The sequence below is a fragment of the Streptomyces sp. SCSIO 75703 genome, from assembly GCF_036607905.1.
Lineage (GTDB): Bacteria > Actinomycetota > Actinomycetes > Streptomycetales > Streptomycetaceae > Streptomyces.
The window spans coordinates 843,101-859,323 of record NZ_CP144555.1 but is presented as its reverse complement, the minus strand read 5'-3'; the positions used below and the strand labels follow the sequence as shown (position 1 = coordinate 859,323).

The window sequence follows — 16,223 nt, the reverse complement described above, 5'->3', positions numbered from 1 at the left end:
GGGGCCGGGCCCGCGGGAAGGGGACGTCCGTGTCGGATTCCCGCCAGACCCGGCCCCGCCCGTACCGCATCCTGGACCCATGCCGACCGGGATGCACACCGACACCGAGCGCTGCGTGCGCGCCGTCCAGTCGAAGGACGCGCGGTTCGACGGCTGGTTCTTCACCGCCGTCCTGACCACCCGCGTGTACTGCCGCCCGAGCTGCCCGGCCGTCCCGCCCAAACCGGGCAACATGACCTTCCACCCGAGCGCCGCCGCCTGCCGACGGGCCGGTTTCCGCGCCTGCCGCCGCTGCCGCCCCGACTCCAGCCCCGGCTCGCCCGAGTGGAACCACCGCGCCGACCTGACCGCCCGCGCCATGCGGCTGATCGCCGACGGCACCGTCGACCGCGAGGGCGTCCCCGGACTCGCCGCCCGGCTCGGCTACAGCACCCGCCAGATCGAACGCCAACTCCTCGCCGAGGTCGGCGCCGGGCCCCTCGCCCTCGCCCGCGCCCAGCGCGCCCAGACCGCCCGCCTGCTGATCGAGACGACCCCGATGCCCATGGCGGACGTCGCCTTCGCGGCCGGCTTCTCCTCCGTACGCACCTTCAACGACACGGTCCGCGAGGTCTTCGCCCTGAGCCCCGGCGAGCTGCGCGCCCGCGCCCCGCGCGCCGGCCGCCCCACGGCCCCCGGCACGCCCGCCACCGCCGGCACCCTCGCCCTGCGGCTCCCCTTCCGCGCGCCGCTCCACCCCGACAACCTCTTCGGCCACCTCGCCGCCACCGCCGTACCCGGCGTCGAGGAGTGGCGCGACGGCTCCTACCGCCGCACCCTGCGCCTCCCGTACGGCCACGGCACGGTGGCCCTCACCCCGGGCGCCGGCCACATCGCCTGCCGCCTCACGCTCACCGACCCGCGCGACCTCACCGTCGCCATCAGCCGCTGCCGCCGCCTGCTCGACCTGGACGCCGACCCGGCCGCCGTCGACGACCGGCTGCGCGCCGACCCGCTGCTCGCCCCACTGGTCGACGCCGCACCGGGGCGGCGCGTGCCGCGCACCGTGGACGAGGCCGAGTTCGCCGTGCGCGCCGTCCTCGGCCAGCAGATCTCCACCGCCGCCGCCCGCACCCACGCCGCCCGCCTGGTCACCGCCCACGGCGAGCCGGTCGACGACCCCGAGGGCGGACTCACCCACCTCTTCCCCGCCGCCGAGGCGCTCGCGGCCCTCGACCCGGAGCGGCTGGCCCTGCCCCGCGCCCGCCGGACCACGCTCACCACCCTCGCCGCCCGCCTCGCCGACGGCACCCTGACCCTCGGCGCCGGCAGCGACTGGGCGCGGACCCGGGAGCGGCTGCTCGCCCTGCCCGGCTTCGGCCCCTGGACGGCCGGGGTCATCGCCATGCGCGCCCTCGGCGACCCGGACGCCTTCCTCCCCACCGACCTCGGCGTCCGCCGCGCCGCCCGCCGCCTGGGCCTGCCCGCCACCCCGGCCGCGCTCACCGCGCACGCGGCGGCCTGGCGGCCCTGGCGGGCGTACGCGGTGCAGTACCTGTGGGCGACCGACAGCCACCCGATCAACCAGCTCCCCGCCTGAGGAAGGCCCCGCAATGAAGCGGCACACCGTCACCGACAGTCCCTGCGGCCCGCTCACCCTCGTCGCCGAGGACGGCGTCCTGTGCGGCCTGTACATGAGCGACCAGCGCCACCGCCCGCCCGAGGAGACCTTCGGCGTTCCCGACGAAGCGCCCTTCGCCGAGGCGAAACGGCAACTGGCCGCCTACTTCGCGGGCGAGCTGCGCGAGTTCACCCTCGCACTGCGCCTTGACGGCACCCCGTTCCAGCGCTCCGTCTGGCAGCGCCTGCGCACCATCCCGTACGGCGAGACCCGCACCTACGGACAGCTCGCCGCCGACCTCGGCACCCCCGCCGCCTCCCGCGCCGTCGGCCTCGCCAACGGACGCAACCCGGTCGGCATCGTCGTCCCCTGCCACCGGGTCGTCGGCGCGAGAGGCGCCCTCACCGGCTACGGCGGCGGCCTGCCCCGCAAACGCCGGCTCCTCGCCCTCGAACAGGCCGGGCCGCGACCCCTCTTCTGACCACCCACGACGCCCTCCCCGCCCACGGCCCGCCCCGGGAGCCGTTCCGGGCCCGCCCGGGGCGTTCGCGGTCATGTCTCGGTGGCCAGGCGGCGCAGGAGGGTGGGGAGGGCGGTGCCGAGGGGTTCGCGAACGACCTCGTCGGCGAGGTCGTCGTACGGGGTCGGTTCGGCGTTGACGATGATCAGGCGGGCCCCGTGGCCGGCGGCGACGCCGGCGAGGCCCGCGGCGGGCTGGACCTGGAGGCTGGTGCCCGCCGCGACGAACACGTCGCACGCCTTGCTGATGGCGAGGGCCTGCCCCAGCACCTCGGGGTCGAGGGACTCGCCGAACATCACGGTCGCCGACTTCAGGATGCCGCCGCACTCCTCGCAGGGCGGGTCGGCCTCTCCGGCCTCGACCCGGGCGAGGGCGTCCGCCATCGGCCCGCGCGCCCCGCACCGGGTGCACACGACACCGCGCACGCTGCCGTGCAGCTCCAGCACCTTCCGTTCGGGCATCCCGGCGAGCTGGTGCAGCCCGTCCACGTTCTGCGTGATCACCCGGACCGGTACCCCGGACCGCTCCAGCTCGGCCACCGCCCGGTGGGCCGCGTTCGGCCCGGCCCGCAGGGCGAGGCCGCGGCGTCGCATCTGCCATGACCGGCGCCGGATCTCCGGGTCGTTCATATAGAAGTCGTAGGTCACGAGCTTCTCGGCCTCGGGATCCTCCCGCCACAGCCCGCTGGGCCCGCGGTAGTCGGGGATGCCGGAGTCGGTCGAGACACCGGCCCCGGTGAGGAGGGCGACGAGGGGCCTGTTCATGGGGCGAGGGTAGGCCGCCGGGACCGGCGGGGCGAGTGGATTAGCCTCCCTGGTGCCCGACGCGCCGGCCGTTCTCCAGCTCGGCGGTGCCGGCGCCGTCGGCGAGGACGTCCAGGGCGGTCAGCACCCGGCCGCACAGCGCGCCCCGCAGGTGGCCGGGGATCTCCGCGCGGCGCACCAGCCGCCAGGACAGCAGTTCCTCCTCCTGGAGCTGGATCGCGCCGAACCGCGCCTCGTCCAGCACGCCGCCGTCGTACACGTACGCCACGATCGGGGGCCGGCCCTCGCCCGGCACCCAGTCCACCGTGAGCAGCCGGCCGAGCGGCACGTCGAGGCCGATCTCCTCGGCCGTCTCGCGCCGGGCGGCCTGGCGCGGGGTCTCCCCGTCGTCGGACTCGACGGTGCCGCCGGGCAGCGTCCAGCCGTCGCGGTAGTTCGGCTTGACGAGCAGGACCCGGCCGTCGGCGTGGCGGAAGAGGGCGGCGGAGGCGACGAGGACCCGGGGGAGGCCCGCGATGTAGGCCGCGTAGTCGGCGGTGCTCATCCACGCAGCGTAACCGGGCGCCGGGGCCGGGGCGGGCCGGTGCGGCTTCCACGGTGTGGGCGGGGGCATGACGGGGCGGCGGGGCCGCGGTTAAGGTCGCTGCGGCGCGACTGCCTTGACATGCGCAAGGCTCGGACGAGCAAGGGGAGAACAAGGTGGCTGACGCTGCTGTGGACGGGACCCGCGGGGTCCTCGTCGCCGCGGACAAGTTCAAGGGGTCGCTGACGGCCGTCGAGGTCGCCCGGCGGGTCACGGCCGGCCTGCGCCGGGTACGGCCCGACCTCGTGGTGGAGGCGCTGCCGGTCGCCGACGGCGGCGACGGCACCGTCGCCGCGGCGGTCGCGGCCGGTTTCGCGCGCCGCACGGTGCGGGTCGCCGGTCCGCTCGGGGACGAGGTGACGGCCGCGTTCGCGCTGCGCGGGTCGACGGCGGTGGTCGAGATGGCCGAGGCCAGCGGGCTCCAGCGGCTGCCGGAGGGCGTCCTCGCCCCGCTGACGGCCTCCACGCACGGCTCCGGCGAACTGCTGCGGGCCGCGCTGGACGCGGGCGCGCGGACCATCGTCTTCGGCGTCGGGGGCAGCGCGACGACGGACGGTGGCGCGGGGATGCTCTCCGCGCTGGGCGCGCGGTTCCTGGACGCGGCGGGGGAGCCGGTGGCGCCGGGCGGCGGGGGTCTCGCCGCGCTCGCCTCGGCCGACCTGTCCGGGCTGGACGCCCGGCTGTCCTCCGTCGAGCTGGTGCTCGCCAGCGACGTCGACAATCCGCTGACCGGGCCCAAGGGCGCCCCCGCGGTCTACGGGCCGCAGAAGGGCGCCTCGCCCGAGGACGTGGCGCGGCTCGACGCGGCCCTCGCGCGCTTCGCCGAGGTCCTGGGGACGGCGGTCGGCCCACGGGCCGCCGAGTACGCGGCCTCGCCGGGGGCCGGGGCGGCGGGCGGCCTCGGCTACGGGGCGATGCTGCTCGGGGCGCGGTTCCGGCCCGGCATCGAGGTGATGCTCGACGTGCTGGGCTTCGCCCCGGCGCTGGACCGGGCGGACCTGGTGATCACGGGGGAGGGCTCGCTGGACGCGCAGACCCTGCACGGGAAGGCCCCCGCCGGGGTCGCGGCGGCGGCGCGGGCCGCGGGGAAGGAGGTCGTCGCGGTGTGCGGGCGGCTGGCGCTGACGCCGGAGGTGCTGGCGGGCGCGGGCATCGCGCGGGCGTACGCGCTCACCGACGTGGAGCCGGACGTGGCCCGGTGCATCGCCGAGGCGGGGCCGCTCCTGGAGCGCGTCGCCGAGCGGATCGCCCGCGACCTGGACGGAGCGGGCGGCCCGCGCTGAGCGCCGGCCCCGCCGAGCGTCCGCCCGGCCGAGCGTCGGCCCCGGCTGAGCGCCACCCCGCGCTGAGCGCCGCCGCGCGCTGAGCGGGCGGCCTCCCCGGCACCGCGAGAACGCGAAGGGCCCGGACCGTCCGACGGTCCGGGCCCTTCGTACGGCGGGCTACGGAAGCTGCGCGGCACGCGCCTCACGGCGGTTGTCGCGGAAGTTGTTCACCCGGCGGGCCGTGGCGAACAGCGGGATCACCGCGCCCATGACCAGTTGCAGCGCGCACCCGGTCTGGAGGAGGAGCTGCCCGCTCGGCGCGTCGAAGGCCCAGCCGGCCAGCAGGCCCATGGACAGCACGATCCAGGACAGCATCGCGATGGCGAGGCGGCCCCGGGGCTTCGGGTACTCGACCCGGCTCACCATCAGCCAGGCGGTGCCGATGATGGCGAGCAGCGTCGCCACGAACGGCAGCTCCAGCAGCACGATGGAGACGACCGTCAGCGCGCCGAAGGGTGACGGCATCCCCTGGAACGTGCCGTCCTTCACGGTGACGCAGGAGAACCGCGCCAGTCTCAGCACCACCGCCAGCAGCACCACGATCGCGCCCACCGCCGCCACCCGCTGGTGCGCGTCGTCGGCGACCATGCCGTAGACGAGGACGAAGTACGCCGGTGCCAGCCCGAAGCTGATCAGGTCGGAGAGGTTGTCCAGTTCGGCGCCCATGGGGGAGGAGCGCAGCTTGCGCGCCACCAGGCCGTCGAAGAGGTCGAAGACCGCCGCGCACAGCATGAGGATCACGGCCGTGGCCGCGCTGTGCCGGGCCATGCCGGTCTCCTGGCTGCCCGTGAGGTGCGGGATCAGGATGCCGGTGGTGGTGAAGTACACCGCCATGAAGCCGCACGTGGCGTTGCCGAGCGTGAGGGTGTCCGCTATCGAGAGGCGGAGGGAGAGGGGCATCTCCTCCTCGTCGTCCGCCTCGTCCGCGTCGGGCACCCAGCCCGTCTGGGTCTGGGGATCAATCACGGTCAATTCGAGTCACCCCAGCCACCGTCTTCTGACCCACCTCGACGTCGACCTCCACGCCCTCGGGCAGGTAGAGGTCCACGCGGGAGCCGAAGCGGATCAGTCCGATCCGGTCGCCCTGCTCGACCTTGGTGCCCTGGGGCACGTAGGGGACGATGCGGCGGGCGACCGCGCCGGCGATCTGGATCATCTCGATGTCGCCGAGTTCGGTGTCGAAGTGCCACACGACCCGCTCGTTGTTCTCGCTCTCCTTGTTGAAAGCGGGAACGAAACCTCCCGGGACGTGCTCGACGGACGTCACGGTACCGGCCAGCGGGGCCCGGTTGACGTGGACGTTGAGCGGGCTCATGAAGATCGCGACGCGGGTCCGGCCGTCCTTCCACGGCATGATGCTCTGCACCACACCGTCGGCGGGCGAGATGACCCGGCCCTGGGCGATCTCGCGCTCGGGGTCGCGGAAGAACCACAGCATCCCCGCCGCGAGCGCGGTGGCGGGGACGGCGACGGCCTTGGCGGCACCCGAGCGGCGGGCGCGGACCAGGCTGAGGGCTGCGGTGGCGACGGTCGGCAGGAGCCACGGCGAGGCCCCGCGCGCGAGGCGTACGCCGGTGAGGCTGTCGCGAGGTGCAGAGGTTTGGCTGTGGGGCATGGATGACCTTCGTAGCGGATGAGGCCGCGCTAGGACGGGGGACGGCGGCTTTCGGGCGATCGTAGCGGCTTCGCGCCGCAACTGGGTAAGCCAGGAAGCCGAGTCGACGGCTGGACCATGCCTACGGGGTGTGACCTTGTTCTCCAAGAAAACACCCCGTATCCGGACATCTAACCCTGGAATCGATACTCTTCGAGCAGTCTGCGGCCGATGATCATTTTCTGGATCTCGGCGGTGCCCTCCCCGATCAGGAGCATCGGTGCTTCGCGGTAGAGTCGTTCGATCTCGTACTCCTTCGAGAAGCCGTATCCACCGTGGATCCGGAAGGCGTCTTCCACGACCTCCTTGCAGTACTCGGACGCGAGGTACTTGGCCATCCCCGCTTCCAGGTCGTTTCGTTCGCCGGAATCCTTTTTGCGTGCGGCGTTCACCATCATCGCATGCGCCGCCTCGACCTTGGTGGCCATCTCCGCGAGCTTGAACTGGATGGCCTGGTGGTGGGCGATCTGGCGGCCGAAAGTATGGCGCTGCTGGGCATAGCGGACGCCGAGTTCGAAGGCACGCTGCGCGACGCCGCAGCCACGGGCCGCGACATTGACGCGTCCCACCTCCACGCCGTCCATCATTTGGTAAAAACCTCGTCCGGTGGCGCCGCCGAGCACCCGATCGGCCGGAATGCGCAGTCCGTCCATGATCAGCTCGGTGGTGTCGACGCCCTTGTACCCCATCTTCTCGATCTTGCCGGGGATGGTCAGGCCGGGCCGCACCTCCCCGAAGCCGGGCTCCTTCTCCACCAGGAACGTCGTCATCGACTTGTGCGGCGCGGTGCCCTCGGGGTGACCCTCGTCACTGCGGACCAGGACCGCGACCAGGGAGGAGGTGCCCCCGTTGGTCAGCCACATCTTCTGCCCGGTCAGGACGTAGTCGTCGCCGTCGCGGACCGCCTTGGAGGAGATCGCCGACACGTCCGAGCCGAGCGCCGGCTCCGACATCGAGAACGCCCCCCGGATCTCGCCGGCGGCCATCCTCGGCAGGAAGTGGTCCTTCTGCTCCCGCGTGCCGTGCTGCTTGAGCATGTACGCCACGATGAAGTGCGTGTTGATGATGCCGGACACCGACATCCAGCCCCGGGCGATCTCCTCCACGCACAGCGCGTAGGTCAGCAGCGACTCGCCCAGCCCCCCGTACTCCTCGGGGATCATCAGCCCGAACAGGCCCAGCTCGGTCAGTCCGTCGACGATGGCCTGCGGATACTCGTCACGGTGCTCCAGGTCGGTGGCGACCGGCAGGATCTCCTTGTCCACGAAGTCCCGGACGGTGGAGAGGATCTCCCGCTGGACGTCCGTGAGGCCGTGGGTCTGGGCGAGACGGCTCATCTACTTCTCCCGCGTCTTCGGCTCCGGGCGGCCGGGCTGCTCTCCGCCGCGCTCCTTGATGTACGTCTGGGTCGGCACCATCACCTTGCGGCGGAAGACGCACACCAGCGTCCCGTCCTGCTTGTACCCGCGGGTCTCGACGTGGACGATCCCGCGGTCGTCCTTCGACGACGAGGGCCGCTTGTCCAGCACGGTCGTCTCGCCGTAGAGGGTGTCCCCGTGGAAGGTCGGCGCCACGTGCCGCAGCGACTCGATCTCCAGGTTGGCGATCGCCTTGCCCGAGACGTCCGGCACGGACATGCCCAGCAGCAGCGAGTACACGTAGTTGCCGACGACGACGTTCTTCCCGAAGTCCGTCGTCTCCCCGGCGTAGTGCGCGTCCAGGTGCAGGGGGTGGTGGTTCATGGTCAGCAGGCAGAACAGGTGGTCGTCGTACTCCGTGACCGTCTTGCCCGGCCAGTGCTTGTACACCGCCCCGACCTCGAACTCCTCGTACGTACGTCCGAACTGCATGGCGCTCAGCCCTCCGGGATCTCGAACTTGCCGGTCCGGCGCATGCCCGCTGCACGCCCCTTGCCCGCGATGACCAGCGCCATCTTCCGGCTCGCCTCGTCGATCATCTCGTCGCCGAGCATCGCCGAGCCCTTCTTCCCGCCCGCCTCGGAGGTGCAGTAGTCGTAGGCGTCCAGGATCAGCTCCGCGTGGTCGTAGTCCTCCTGGGAGGGCGAGAACACCTCGTTGGCGGCCTCCACCTGGCCCGGGTGCAGCACCCACTTGCCGTCGAAGCCCAGCGCGGCGGCCCGGGTGGCCACCTCCCGGAAACCGTCCACATTGCGGATCTGCAGGTAGGGACCGTCGATCGCCTGCAGATCGTTGGCGCGGGCGGCCATGAGGATCTTCATCAGGATGTAGTGGTAGGCGTCCGCCGGGTAACCCGGCGGCTGCTCACCCACCACCAGTGACTTCATGTTGATGGACGCCATGAAGTCCGCCGGCCCGAAGATGATCGTCTCGGTGCGCGGCGACGCCTGCGCGATCTCGTTGACGTTGTTCAGGCCCCGCGCGTTCTCGATCTGCGCCTCGATACCGATGCGGCCCACCTCGAAGCCCATCGTCTTCTCGATCTGGGTGAGCAGCAGGTCCAGCGCCACCACCTGCTGCGCGTCCTGCACCTTCGGCAGCATGATGCAGTCCAGGTTCTGCCCGGCGCCCTCGACGACGGTGACGACGTCGCGGTAGGTCCACTCGGTGGTCCAGTCGTTGACCCGCACCACCCGGGTCTTGCCGCTCCAGTCGCCCTCGTTGAGGAACTTCACGATCGTGTGCCGCGCCTCCGGCTTGGCCAGCGGCGCGCACGCGTCCTCCAGGTCCAGGAAGACCTGGTCCGCCGGCAGCCCCTGCGCCTTCTCCAGGAAGCGCGGGTTGCTCCCGGGGACCGCCAGACAGGAACGGCGGGGGCGGAGGCGGTCGACGGGCCGGGCGGCGCCGGGCAGGGCGGCTTCGGGGGACGAGTGGGCGGTCATGCGGGGACCTCCAGGGGGTCGAGCTTGTTCGCGTTGCGGATCTCGTCGACGATACGGCCGATGATCCCGGTGATGTCGAAGTCCTTCGGGGTGAAGACCGCGGCGACTCCCGCGGCCCTGAGCTGCTCGGCGTCGCCGTTCGGGATGATCCCGCCGGCGATCACCGGAATGTCGGCGGCGCCCGCCTGGCGCAGTCGTTCCAGCACGTCCGGCACGAGCCGGGCGTGGGAGCCGGAGAGGATGGACAGGCCCACCGCGTGCACGTCCTCGGCGAGCGCGGCGTCCACGATCTGCTCCGGGGTGAGCCGGATGCCCTGGTAGACCACCTCGAACCCGGCGTCGCGGGCCCGTACGGCGATCTGCTCGGCGCCGTTGGAGTGCCCGTCCAGGCCCGGCTTGCCGACCAGGAAGCGCAGCTTGCCGACGCCGAGGTCGCGGGCGGTCAGATCCACCTTGCCGCGCACCCGGGCGAGGGCCGAGCCCCGCTCGGCGGGGACCGCGACCGGCGCCGAGGAGACCCCGGTGGGGGCCCGGAACTCGCCGAAGACCTCGCGCAGCGCCCCCGCCCACTCGCCGGTCGTGACCCCGGCGCGGGCGCAGTCGAGGGTGGCCTCCATCAGGTTCTCGGTGCCGCGGGCGGCCTCCTTCAGCCGCTCCAGGGCCTTGCAGGGGCGCGGGTGGTTGAAGGGCGGCTGGTAGCGCGTGTCCCGCCAGGTGCCGAGCGCGGCGATGACCCGGGCCTCGACCGCCGGGTCGACGGTCTGGATCGCGGTGTCCAGGTCGGCGGTGAGCGGGTTGGGCTCGGTGGTCTCGAAGGCGTTGACGCCGACGATCCTCTCCTCGCCGGACTCGATCCGGGCCCGGCGCTCGGCGTGCGAGGCGACGAGCCGGGACTTGAGGTAGCCGGACTCGACGGCGGCCATCGCGCCGCCCATCTCCTCGATCCGGGCCATCTCGGCCGTGGCCGCCTCGACCAGTTCGTCCACCTTGGCGCCGACCACCTTCGAGCCGTCGAAGAGGTCGCCGTACTCCAGCAGGTCGCTCTCGTAGGCCAGCACCTGCTGGATGCGCAGCGACCACTGCTGGTCCCAGGGGCGGGGCAGGCCCAGCGCCTCGTTCCAGGCCGGGAGCTGCACCGCCCGCGCGCGGGCGTCCTTGGAGAGGGTGACGGCCAGCATCTCCAGCACGATCCGCTGGACGTTGTTCTCCGGCTGCGCCTCGGTCAGGCCGAGGGAGTTGACCTGGACGCCGTAGCGGAAGCGGCGGTGCTTGGGGTTCTCGATGCCGTACCGCTCCCGGGTGACGCGGTCCCAGATGACGCCGAAGGCACGCATCTTGCACATCTCCTCGACGAAGCGGACGCCCGCGTTCACGAAGAAGGAGATGCGGCCGACCACGTCGCCCATGCGCTCCTCGGGCACCTGCCCGGAGTCGCGCACCGCGTCGAGCACCGCGACGGCGGTGGACATCGCGTACGCGATCTCCTGGACGGGCGTGGCGCCCGCCTCCTGGAGGTGGTAGCTGCAGATGTTGATCGGGTTCCACTTCGGCAGGTGGGACACCGTGTACGCGATCATGTCCGTGGTCAGCCGCAGCGACGGTCCGGGCGGGAACACGTGGGTGCCCCGGGACAGGTACTCCTTGACGATGTCGTTCTGCGTGGTGCCCTGGAGCTTGGCGAGGTCCGCGCCCTGCTCCTCCGCGACGACCTGGTAGAGCGCCAGCAGCCACATGGCGGTGGCGTTGATCGTCATGGAGGTGTTCATCTGCTCCAGGGGGATGTCCTGGAAGAGCCGGCGCATGTCGCCGACGTGCGCCACGGGCACGCCGACCCGGCCGACCTCGCCGCGGGCGAGGACGTGGTCGGAGTCGTAACCGGTCTGGGTCGGCAGGTCGAAGGCGACCGACAGGCCGGTCTGGCCCTTGGCCAGGTTGCGCCGGTACAGGGCGTTGGACGCCTCGGCCGTGGAGTGCCCGGCGTACGTGCGCATGAGCCACGGCCGGTCCTTGTGACGCTCGCTCATCCCGCGGCCTCAGACGTTCCGGAAGCGGTTGATGGCCTCGGCGTGCACGGCGCGCAGTTCGGGGTCGCGGACGCCGAGCCCCTCCTCGGGGGCGAGGCAGAGCACGCCGACCTTGCCCTGGTGCGCGTTGCGGTGCACGTCGTGGGCGGCCTGGCCGGTCTCCTCCAGGGGGTAGACCTTGGAGAGCGTCGGGTGGATCTTGCCCTTGGCGACCAGGCGGTTGGCCTCCCACGCCTCGCGGTAGTTGGCGAAGTGCGAGCCGACGATGCGCTTGAGCGACATCCACAGGTAGCGGTTGTCGTAGCTGTGGTCGTAGCCCGAGGTGGAGGCGCAGGTGACGATGGTGCCGCCCTTGCGGGTGACGTAGACGCTGGCGCCGAAGGTCTCGCGGCCGGGGTGCTCGAAGACGATGTCGACGTCCTCGCCGCCGGTGAGTTCGCGGATGCGCTTGCCGAAGCGCTTCCACTCCCGGGGGTCCTGGGTGTGCTCGTCCTTCCAGAAGCGGTAGTCCTCGGCGCTGCGGTCGATGATCAGCTCGGCGCCCATGCGCCGGCAGATCTCGGCCTTGCGCTCGCTGGAGACGACGCAGATCGGGGTGGCGCCGCCGGCCAGCGCGAACTGGGTGGCGTACGAGCCGAGTCCGCCGCTCGCGCCCCAGATCAGGACGTTGTCGCCCTGCTTCATCTGGGCGCCGTTGCGGGAGACGAGCTGCCGGTAGGCGGTGGAGTTGACCAGGCCGGGGGCGGCGGCCTCCTCCCAGCTCAGGTGGGCGGGCTTGGGCATGAGCTGGTTGGACTTGACGAGGGCGATCTCGGCGAGGCCGCCGAAGTTGGTCTCGAAGCCCCAGATGCGCTGCTCGGGGTCGAGCATCGTGTCGTTGTGGCCGTCGCTGGACTCCAGCTCCACCGAGAGGCAGTGGGCGACCACCTCGTCTCCCGGCCGCCAGGAGTTGACGCCGGGGCCGGTGCGCAGGACGACGCCCGCGAGGTCGGAGCCGATGACGTGGTACGGCAGGTCGTGCCGGCGGGTCAGGTCGCTGACGCGGCCGTAGCGCTCCAGGAAGCCGAAGGTCGACAGCGGCTCGAAGATCGAGGTCCAGACGGAGTTGTAGTTGACCGAGGAGGCCATCACGGCCACCAGGGCCTCGCCGGGGCCCAGTTCGGGCACCGGCACCTCGTCCAGGTGCAGGGACTTGCGGGGGTCCTTGTCGCGGGTGGCGAGCCCGGCGAACATCTCCGTCTCGTCCTTGTGCACGGTGATCGCGCGGTACGACTCGGGCAGCGGCAGGGCGGCGAAGTCGGCCGGTGTGGAGTCGGGCGACTGGATCGCGTCCAGGATGTCCTTCACGGTCACGGTGTTGCCTCCGGCGGTGAGCGCCCTGAGGGAGGGGCGCTGAGAGGGGTGTGGCGGTGCTGCTGAGGGTGGGTGAGGTGCCGAGGGTGTGCGGCTGTGGTGCTGTTCGGCGGCGCTGGGTGGCGCGGGAGGGTGCCTGTGACGCAGGCGTCCGGACGCGCGGGCGATCGCTCGCGGGGACAGCCCGGACACCTTCAACGTATGACACGGCGTGTCACCCCGCAAGGCACTGAGTGCCAGAGAATGCACTCAGATGAAATCTTTACCCTTCAGATGAGCGATGATCGATCGAAAGGGCCCTCCGGCGCGCCCCAAAAGGGGCGCTGACATGCAAAAACGGCCACCCGGAGGGTGGCCGTCATCACAGGGCGGAAAGGCGCTCAGCGGTCCCTGAGCGCCTGCTCGATGGTGCGCATGACCTCGTCCAGCGGCGCGTCGGTGCGCGCGACCGTCACCAGCACCTCGCCCTGCGCCGTCGCCGAGGCCGACGGGGAGGAGGCGCGTACGGAACTGCCGCGCCCCGCGCCGATGCCGGTGCCGAAGGTGCGCCGCACGATGGCGAAGGCGTGGTCGAGCTGTGCCTCCACGTCGCCCTGCCCGTCCGCCCTGAGCCAGCGCCGCAGCACATGGTTGTGGGCGGTGACCACGGCGGACGCGGCGACCTCCGCCAGCAGCGGGTCGTCGTTGGCGTCGTCGTCGTGCGCGTGCTCGTCGAAGTGGCCGAGCAGGTACCGGGTGAAGAGCCGCTCGTAGCGGGCGACCGAGGCGATCTCCGCCTCCCGCAGGGTGGGCACCTCACGGGTCAGCCGGTAGCGGGCGACCGAGATCTCCGGCCGGGCCGCGTACATCTTCATGACCTCTTTGATGCCGCGGCACACCGTGTCGAGCGGATGCTCGTGCGCCGGGGCCGCGTTGAGCACCGCCTCGGCCCGCACCAGGGTGTCGTCGTGGTCCGGGAAGATCGCCTCCTCCTTGGAACGGAAGTGGCGGAAGAACGTGCGGCGGGCGACGCCGGCCGCCGCCGCGATCTCGTCGACGGTGGTCGCCTCGTAGCCCTTGGTCGCGAACAGCTCCATCGCCGCGGCCGCCAGCTCCCGGCGCATTTTCAGCCGCTGCGCCGCGGCTCGGCTGCCGGCCGCGCTCTCGGGCGCGTCGGACGTGGCGGGGGTACGTGGGGTCCTGGCGGGCTGGGACATGCCCCGAACGTACTGCATGCGCGCCCGGCGGTGCGCGCGACCGGGCTCTCCCCCGCCGCCGCGGGGCGGGGGAGAGCCGGCCGGGTCGAGCAGTCCGCCCCAGTCCTCGGCGGACCGGAACCAGGCGCCCAGCCGGTCAGCGGCGGGCATGCTCGCGGAAGCCCCGGCCGGACTTGCGGCCGAGGCAGCCCGCGGCCACCAGGTGCTCCAGCAGCGGCGCCGGGGCCAGCCCGGGGTCGCGGAACTCGCGGTGCAGCACCTTCTCGATGGCGAGCGAGACGTCCAGCCCCACCACGTCCAGCAGTTCGAAGGGGCCCATCGGGTAGCCGCCGCCCAGCTTCATCGCCGTGTCGATGTCGTCCATCGACGCGTAGTGCTCCTGCACCATCTTGACCGCGTTGTTGAGGTACGGGAACAGCAGCGCGTTCACGATGAACCCGGCCCGGTCCCCGCAGTCCACCGGGTGCTTGCGCAGGGTCGCGCAGACCTCCCGGACGGTGGCGTGCGCCTCGTCCTCGGTCAGCACGGTGCGGACCACCTCGACCAGCTTCATCGCCGGGGCCGGGTTGAAGAAGTGCATCCCGATCACGTCCCCGGGACGCGAGGTGGCGCGGGCGCACGCCACCACCGGCAGCGAGGAGGTGGTCGTCGCGAGGACCGCGCCGGGCCGGCACACCTTGTCCAGGGTGGCGAAGAGCTGCCGCTTCACCTCCAGGTCCTCCGCGACCGCCTCCACCGCGAGGTCCACCTCGGCGAAGTCGTCGTAGCTCCCGGCCGGCGTGATCCGGGCCAGCGTCCCGGCGGCGGCCTCGTCGCTCAGCCGCCCCCGGGCCACCGACCGCGCCAGGGAGGCGCCGATACGGTCCTTCGCCGCCCGCGCCTTCTCCGCGCTGCGGGCGGCGAGGACGACCTCGTACCCGGCCTTCGCGAACACCTCGGCGATGCCGGATGCCATCGTGCCCGAACCGGCGACACCGACGGTGCGCACCGTACGCCCCCGCACCACGACCTCCGTCTCGCGCGGGGAGACGGCGTCCGGCACCACCGTCGCGCTGCCCGGCGCCTCGTAGGTGTAGAAGCCGCGCCCCGCCTTGCGGCCCGTCAGGCCCGCCTCGCTGAGCTGGCGCAGGATCGGCGCGGGGGCGTGCAGCCGGTCGTGCGAGGCCGCGTACATCGCCTCCAGGACGGTGCGCGCGGTGTCCACCCCGATCAGGTCCAGCAGCGCCAGCGGGCCCATGGGCAGCCCGCAGCCCAGGCGCATCGCGGCGTCGATGTCCTCGCGGGTGGCGTAGTGCGACTCGTACATCGCCGCCGCCTGGTTGAGGTAGCCGAAGAGCAGCCCGTCGGCGACGAAACCGGGCCGGTCGCCCACCGCGACGGGCTCCTTGCCGAGGTCGAGGGCGAGGTTGGTGACCGCCGTGACGGCCGCCGGCGAGGTCAGCACCGAGGAGACGACCTCCACCAGCCGCATCGCCGGGGCCGGGTTGAAGAAGTGCATGCCGAGCACCCGCTCGGGCCGGGCCGAGTCGGCGGCCAGCCGGGTCACCGACAGGGCGTTGGTCCCGGTCGCCAGGACGGTGTCCGGGCGCACGATCCCGTCCAGCTCCCGGAAGATCCGCTGCTTGACCTCGTACGACTCCGGGGCGACCTCGATCACCAGGTCGGCGTCGGCCGCCGCCCGCAGATCGGTGGCGGTGCGCAGCCGGGCGAGCGCCTCCGCGCGCTCGTCCTCGGTCAGCCGGCCGCGGGCGACGGCGCGGGCGGTGGAGGACTCCAGCGCGGCGACGGCACGCACGGCCTGCGCCTCGCTGATGTCGATGCCGACGACGTCGCGGCCGGCCGTGGCCAGGACCTCGGCGATGCCGGTGCCCATGGTGCCGAGGCCGACCACGGCGACGGTCCGGAGCGGGGACAGGGGGGTGTCGGACAGGGGAGCGGCCATCGCGGGACTCCAGGAATGAGGGGTGACGACGGGAGGCGCCCGGATGCGCCGGACGGCGCACCGGGTGCGGGAAGTGCGGGAGAGCACAGTGAGGGAAAAGAGGGTGCTGGTGGTGCCGTGCCGGGCGCACGCGCCCGGTGCCGTCGGGGCGGACGCGCACACGTCCGCGCCACGGCGCCGTACCGGCCGGCCCTGTCCCGGAGCCGGGTCGCACCGCGGTGCCCGGGGGCTCCGCGCCGACGTCCCCCGCCGTCGGACGGCGGAGCACGTCCCGTCACGGCCGGCCGCGTCACCAGACCGCCGTGCGGAGTGCGGCGAGTGGGTAACTCGCTCGTCTGAGCTTAACCACCCGGTAACGAGCGCGCCAGCCCCCGGTGTTCGTGATCTGCGTCCCAGAGGTGG

14 protein-coding genes are annotated in these 16,223 nt (G+C 72.7%); 3 read left to right on the top strand and 11 right to left on the bottom strand.

Going from position 1 to position 16,223, the window contains the following annotated elements; all coding sequences use genetic code 11:
• The first annotated feature begins 79 nt into the window (after positions 1-79).
• Positions 80-1,579, top strand: a complete 1,500-nt coding sequence (locus VM636_RS03925; RefSeq protein ID WP_338483288.1) for an AlkA N-terminal domain-containing protein — start codon at positions 80-82, stop codon at positions 1,577-1,579.
• Positions 1,580-1,592: 13 nt separating this feature from the next.
• Positions 1,593-2,081 (top strand): methylated-DNA--[protein]-cysteine S-methyltransferase, encoded by a 489-nt coding sequence (locus VM636_RS03920; RefSeq protein ID WP_030418745.1) that lies wholly within the window; start codon positions 1,593-1,595, stop codon positions 2,079-2,081.
• A 71-nt stretch (positions 2,082-2,152) separates the two neighbouring features.
• Here the strand turns inward: VM636_RS03920 and VM636_RS03915 are convergent, their stop codons facing one another.
• Both VM636_RS03915 and VM636_RS03910 read right to left on the bottom strand, forming a co-directional pair.
• Positions 2,153-2,884: a Sir2 family NAD-dependent protein deacetylase gene (locus VM636_RS03915; protein ID WP_030418746.1), complete on the bottom strand. Its 732-nt coding sequence runs from the start codon at positions 2,882-2,884 to the stop codon at positions 2,153-2,155.
• 40 nt (positions 2,885-2,924) lie between these two features.
• Positions 2,925-3,428 carry an NUDIX hydrolase gene (locus tag VM636_RS03910; RefSeq protein WP_338483283.1) on the bottom strand — a complete coding sequence of 168 codons (504 nt, stop codon included), beginning with the start codon at positions 3,426-3,428 and terminating at the stop codon, positions 2,925-2,927.
• A 170-nt stretch (positions 3,429-3,598) separates the two neighbouring features.
• Here VM636_RS03910 and VM636_RS03905 point away from each other — a divergent pair, with 170 nt between their 5' ends.
• On the top strand, positions 3,599-4,750 hold the full coding sequence (locus VM636_RS03905; RefSeq protein ID WP_338486290.1) for a glycerate kinase: 1,152 nt from the start codon (positions 3,599-3,601) through the stop codon (positions 4,748-4,750).
• 159 nt (positions 4,751-4,909) lie between these two features.
• On the opposite strand, the gene pssA is transcribed toward VM636_RS03905, so the two are convergent.
• From pssA to VM636_RS03860, 9 genes are all read right to left on the bottom strand, one after another.
• Positions 4,910-5,728, bottom strand: coding sequence for a CDP-diacylglycerol--serine O-phosphatidyltransferase (gene pssA, locus VM636_RS03900; RefSeq protein ID WP_030418749.1), 819 nt, complete (start codon positions 5,726-5,728; stop codon positions 4,910-4,912).
• 22 nt (positions 5,729-5,750) lie between these two features.
• Positions 5,751-6,407 (bottom strand): phosphatidylserine decarboxylase, encoded by a 657-nt coding sequence (locus VM636_RS03895; protein ID WP_030418750.1) that lies wholly within the window; start codon positions 6,405-6,407, stop codon positions 5,751-5,753.
• A gap of 170 nt (positions 6,408-6,577) precedes the next feature.
• Positions 6,578-7,783 (bottom strand): acyl-CoA dehydrogenase family protein, encoded by a 1,206-nt coding sequence (locus VM636_RS03890; protein ID WP_030418751.1) that lies wholly within the window; start codon positions 7,781-7,783, stop codon positions 6,578-6,580.
• On the bottom strand, positions 7,784-8,296 hold the full coding sequence (locus VM636_RS03885; protein WP_030418752.1) for a MaoC family dehydratase: 513 nt from the start codon (positions 8,294-8,296) through the stop codon (positions 7,784-7,786).
• A 5-nt stretch (positions 8,297-8,301) separates the two neighbouring features.
• Positions 8,302-9,306, bottom strand: coding sequence for a CoA ester lyase (locus VM636_RS03880; protein WP_051821206.1), 1,005 nt, complete (start codon positions 9,304-9,306; stop codon positions 8,302-8,304).
• Positions 9,303-11,330 carry a protein meaA gene (locus VM636_RS03875; protein WP_030418754.1) on the bottom strand — a complete coding sequence of 676 codons (2,028 nt, stop codon included), beginning with the start codon at positions 11,328-11,330 and terminating at the stop codon, positions 9,303-9,305. The genes VM636_RS03880 and VM636_RS03875 overlap by 4 nt, the downstream gene beginning before the upstream one ends.
• A 9-nt stretch (positions 11,331-11,339) precedes the next feature.
• Entirely contained in the window at positions 11,340-12,677 is a 1,338-nt protein-coding gene (ccrA, locus tag VM636_RS03870; protein ID WP_030418755.1) for a crotonyl-CoA carboxylase/reductase, read from the bottom strand.
• 386 nt (positions 12,678-13,063) lie between these two features.
• Entirely contained in the window at positions 13,064-13,879 is an 816-nt protein-coding gene (locus VM636_RS03865) for a TetR family transcriptional regulator (protein WP_037857521.1), read from the bottom strand.
• Positions 13,880-14,015: 136 nt separating this feature from the next.
• The gene (locus VM636_RS03860) at positions 14,016-15,821 is read right to left on the bottom strand and encodes a 3-hydroxybutyryl-CoA dehydrogenase (RefSeq protein WP_338483276.1); all 1,806 of its coding nucleotides are present in this window, start codon (positions 15,819-15,821) and stop codon (positions 14,016-14,018) included.
• Positions 15,822-16,223: the final 402 nt, after the last annotated feature.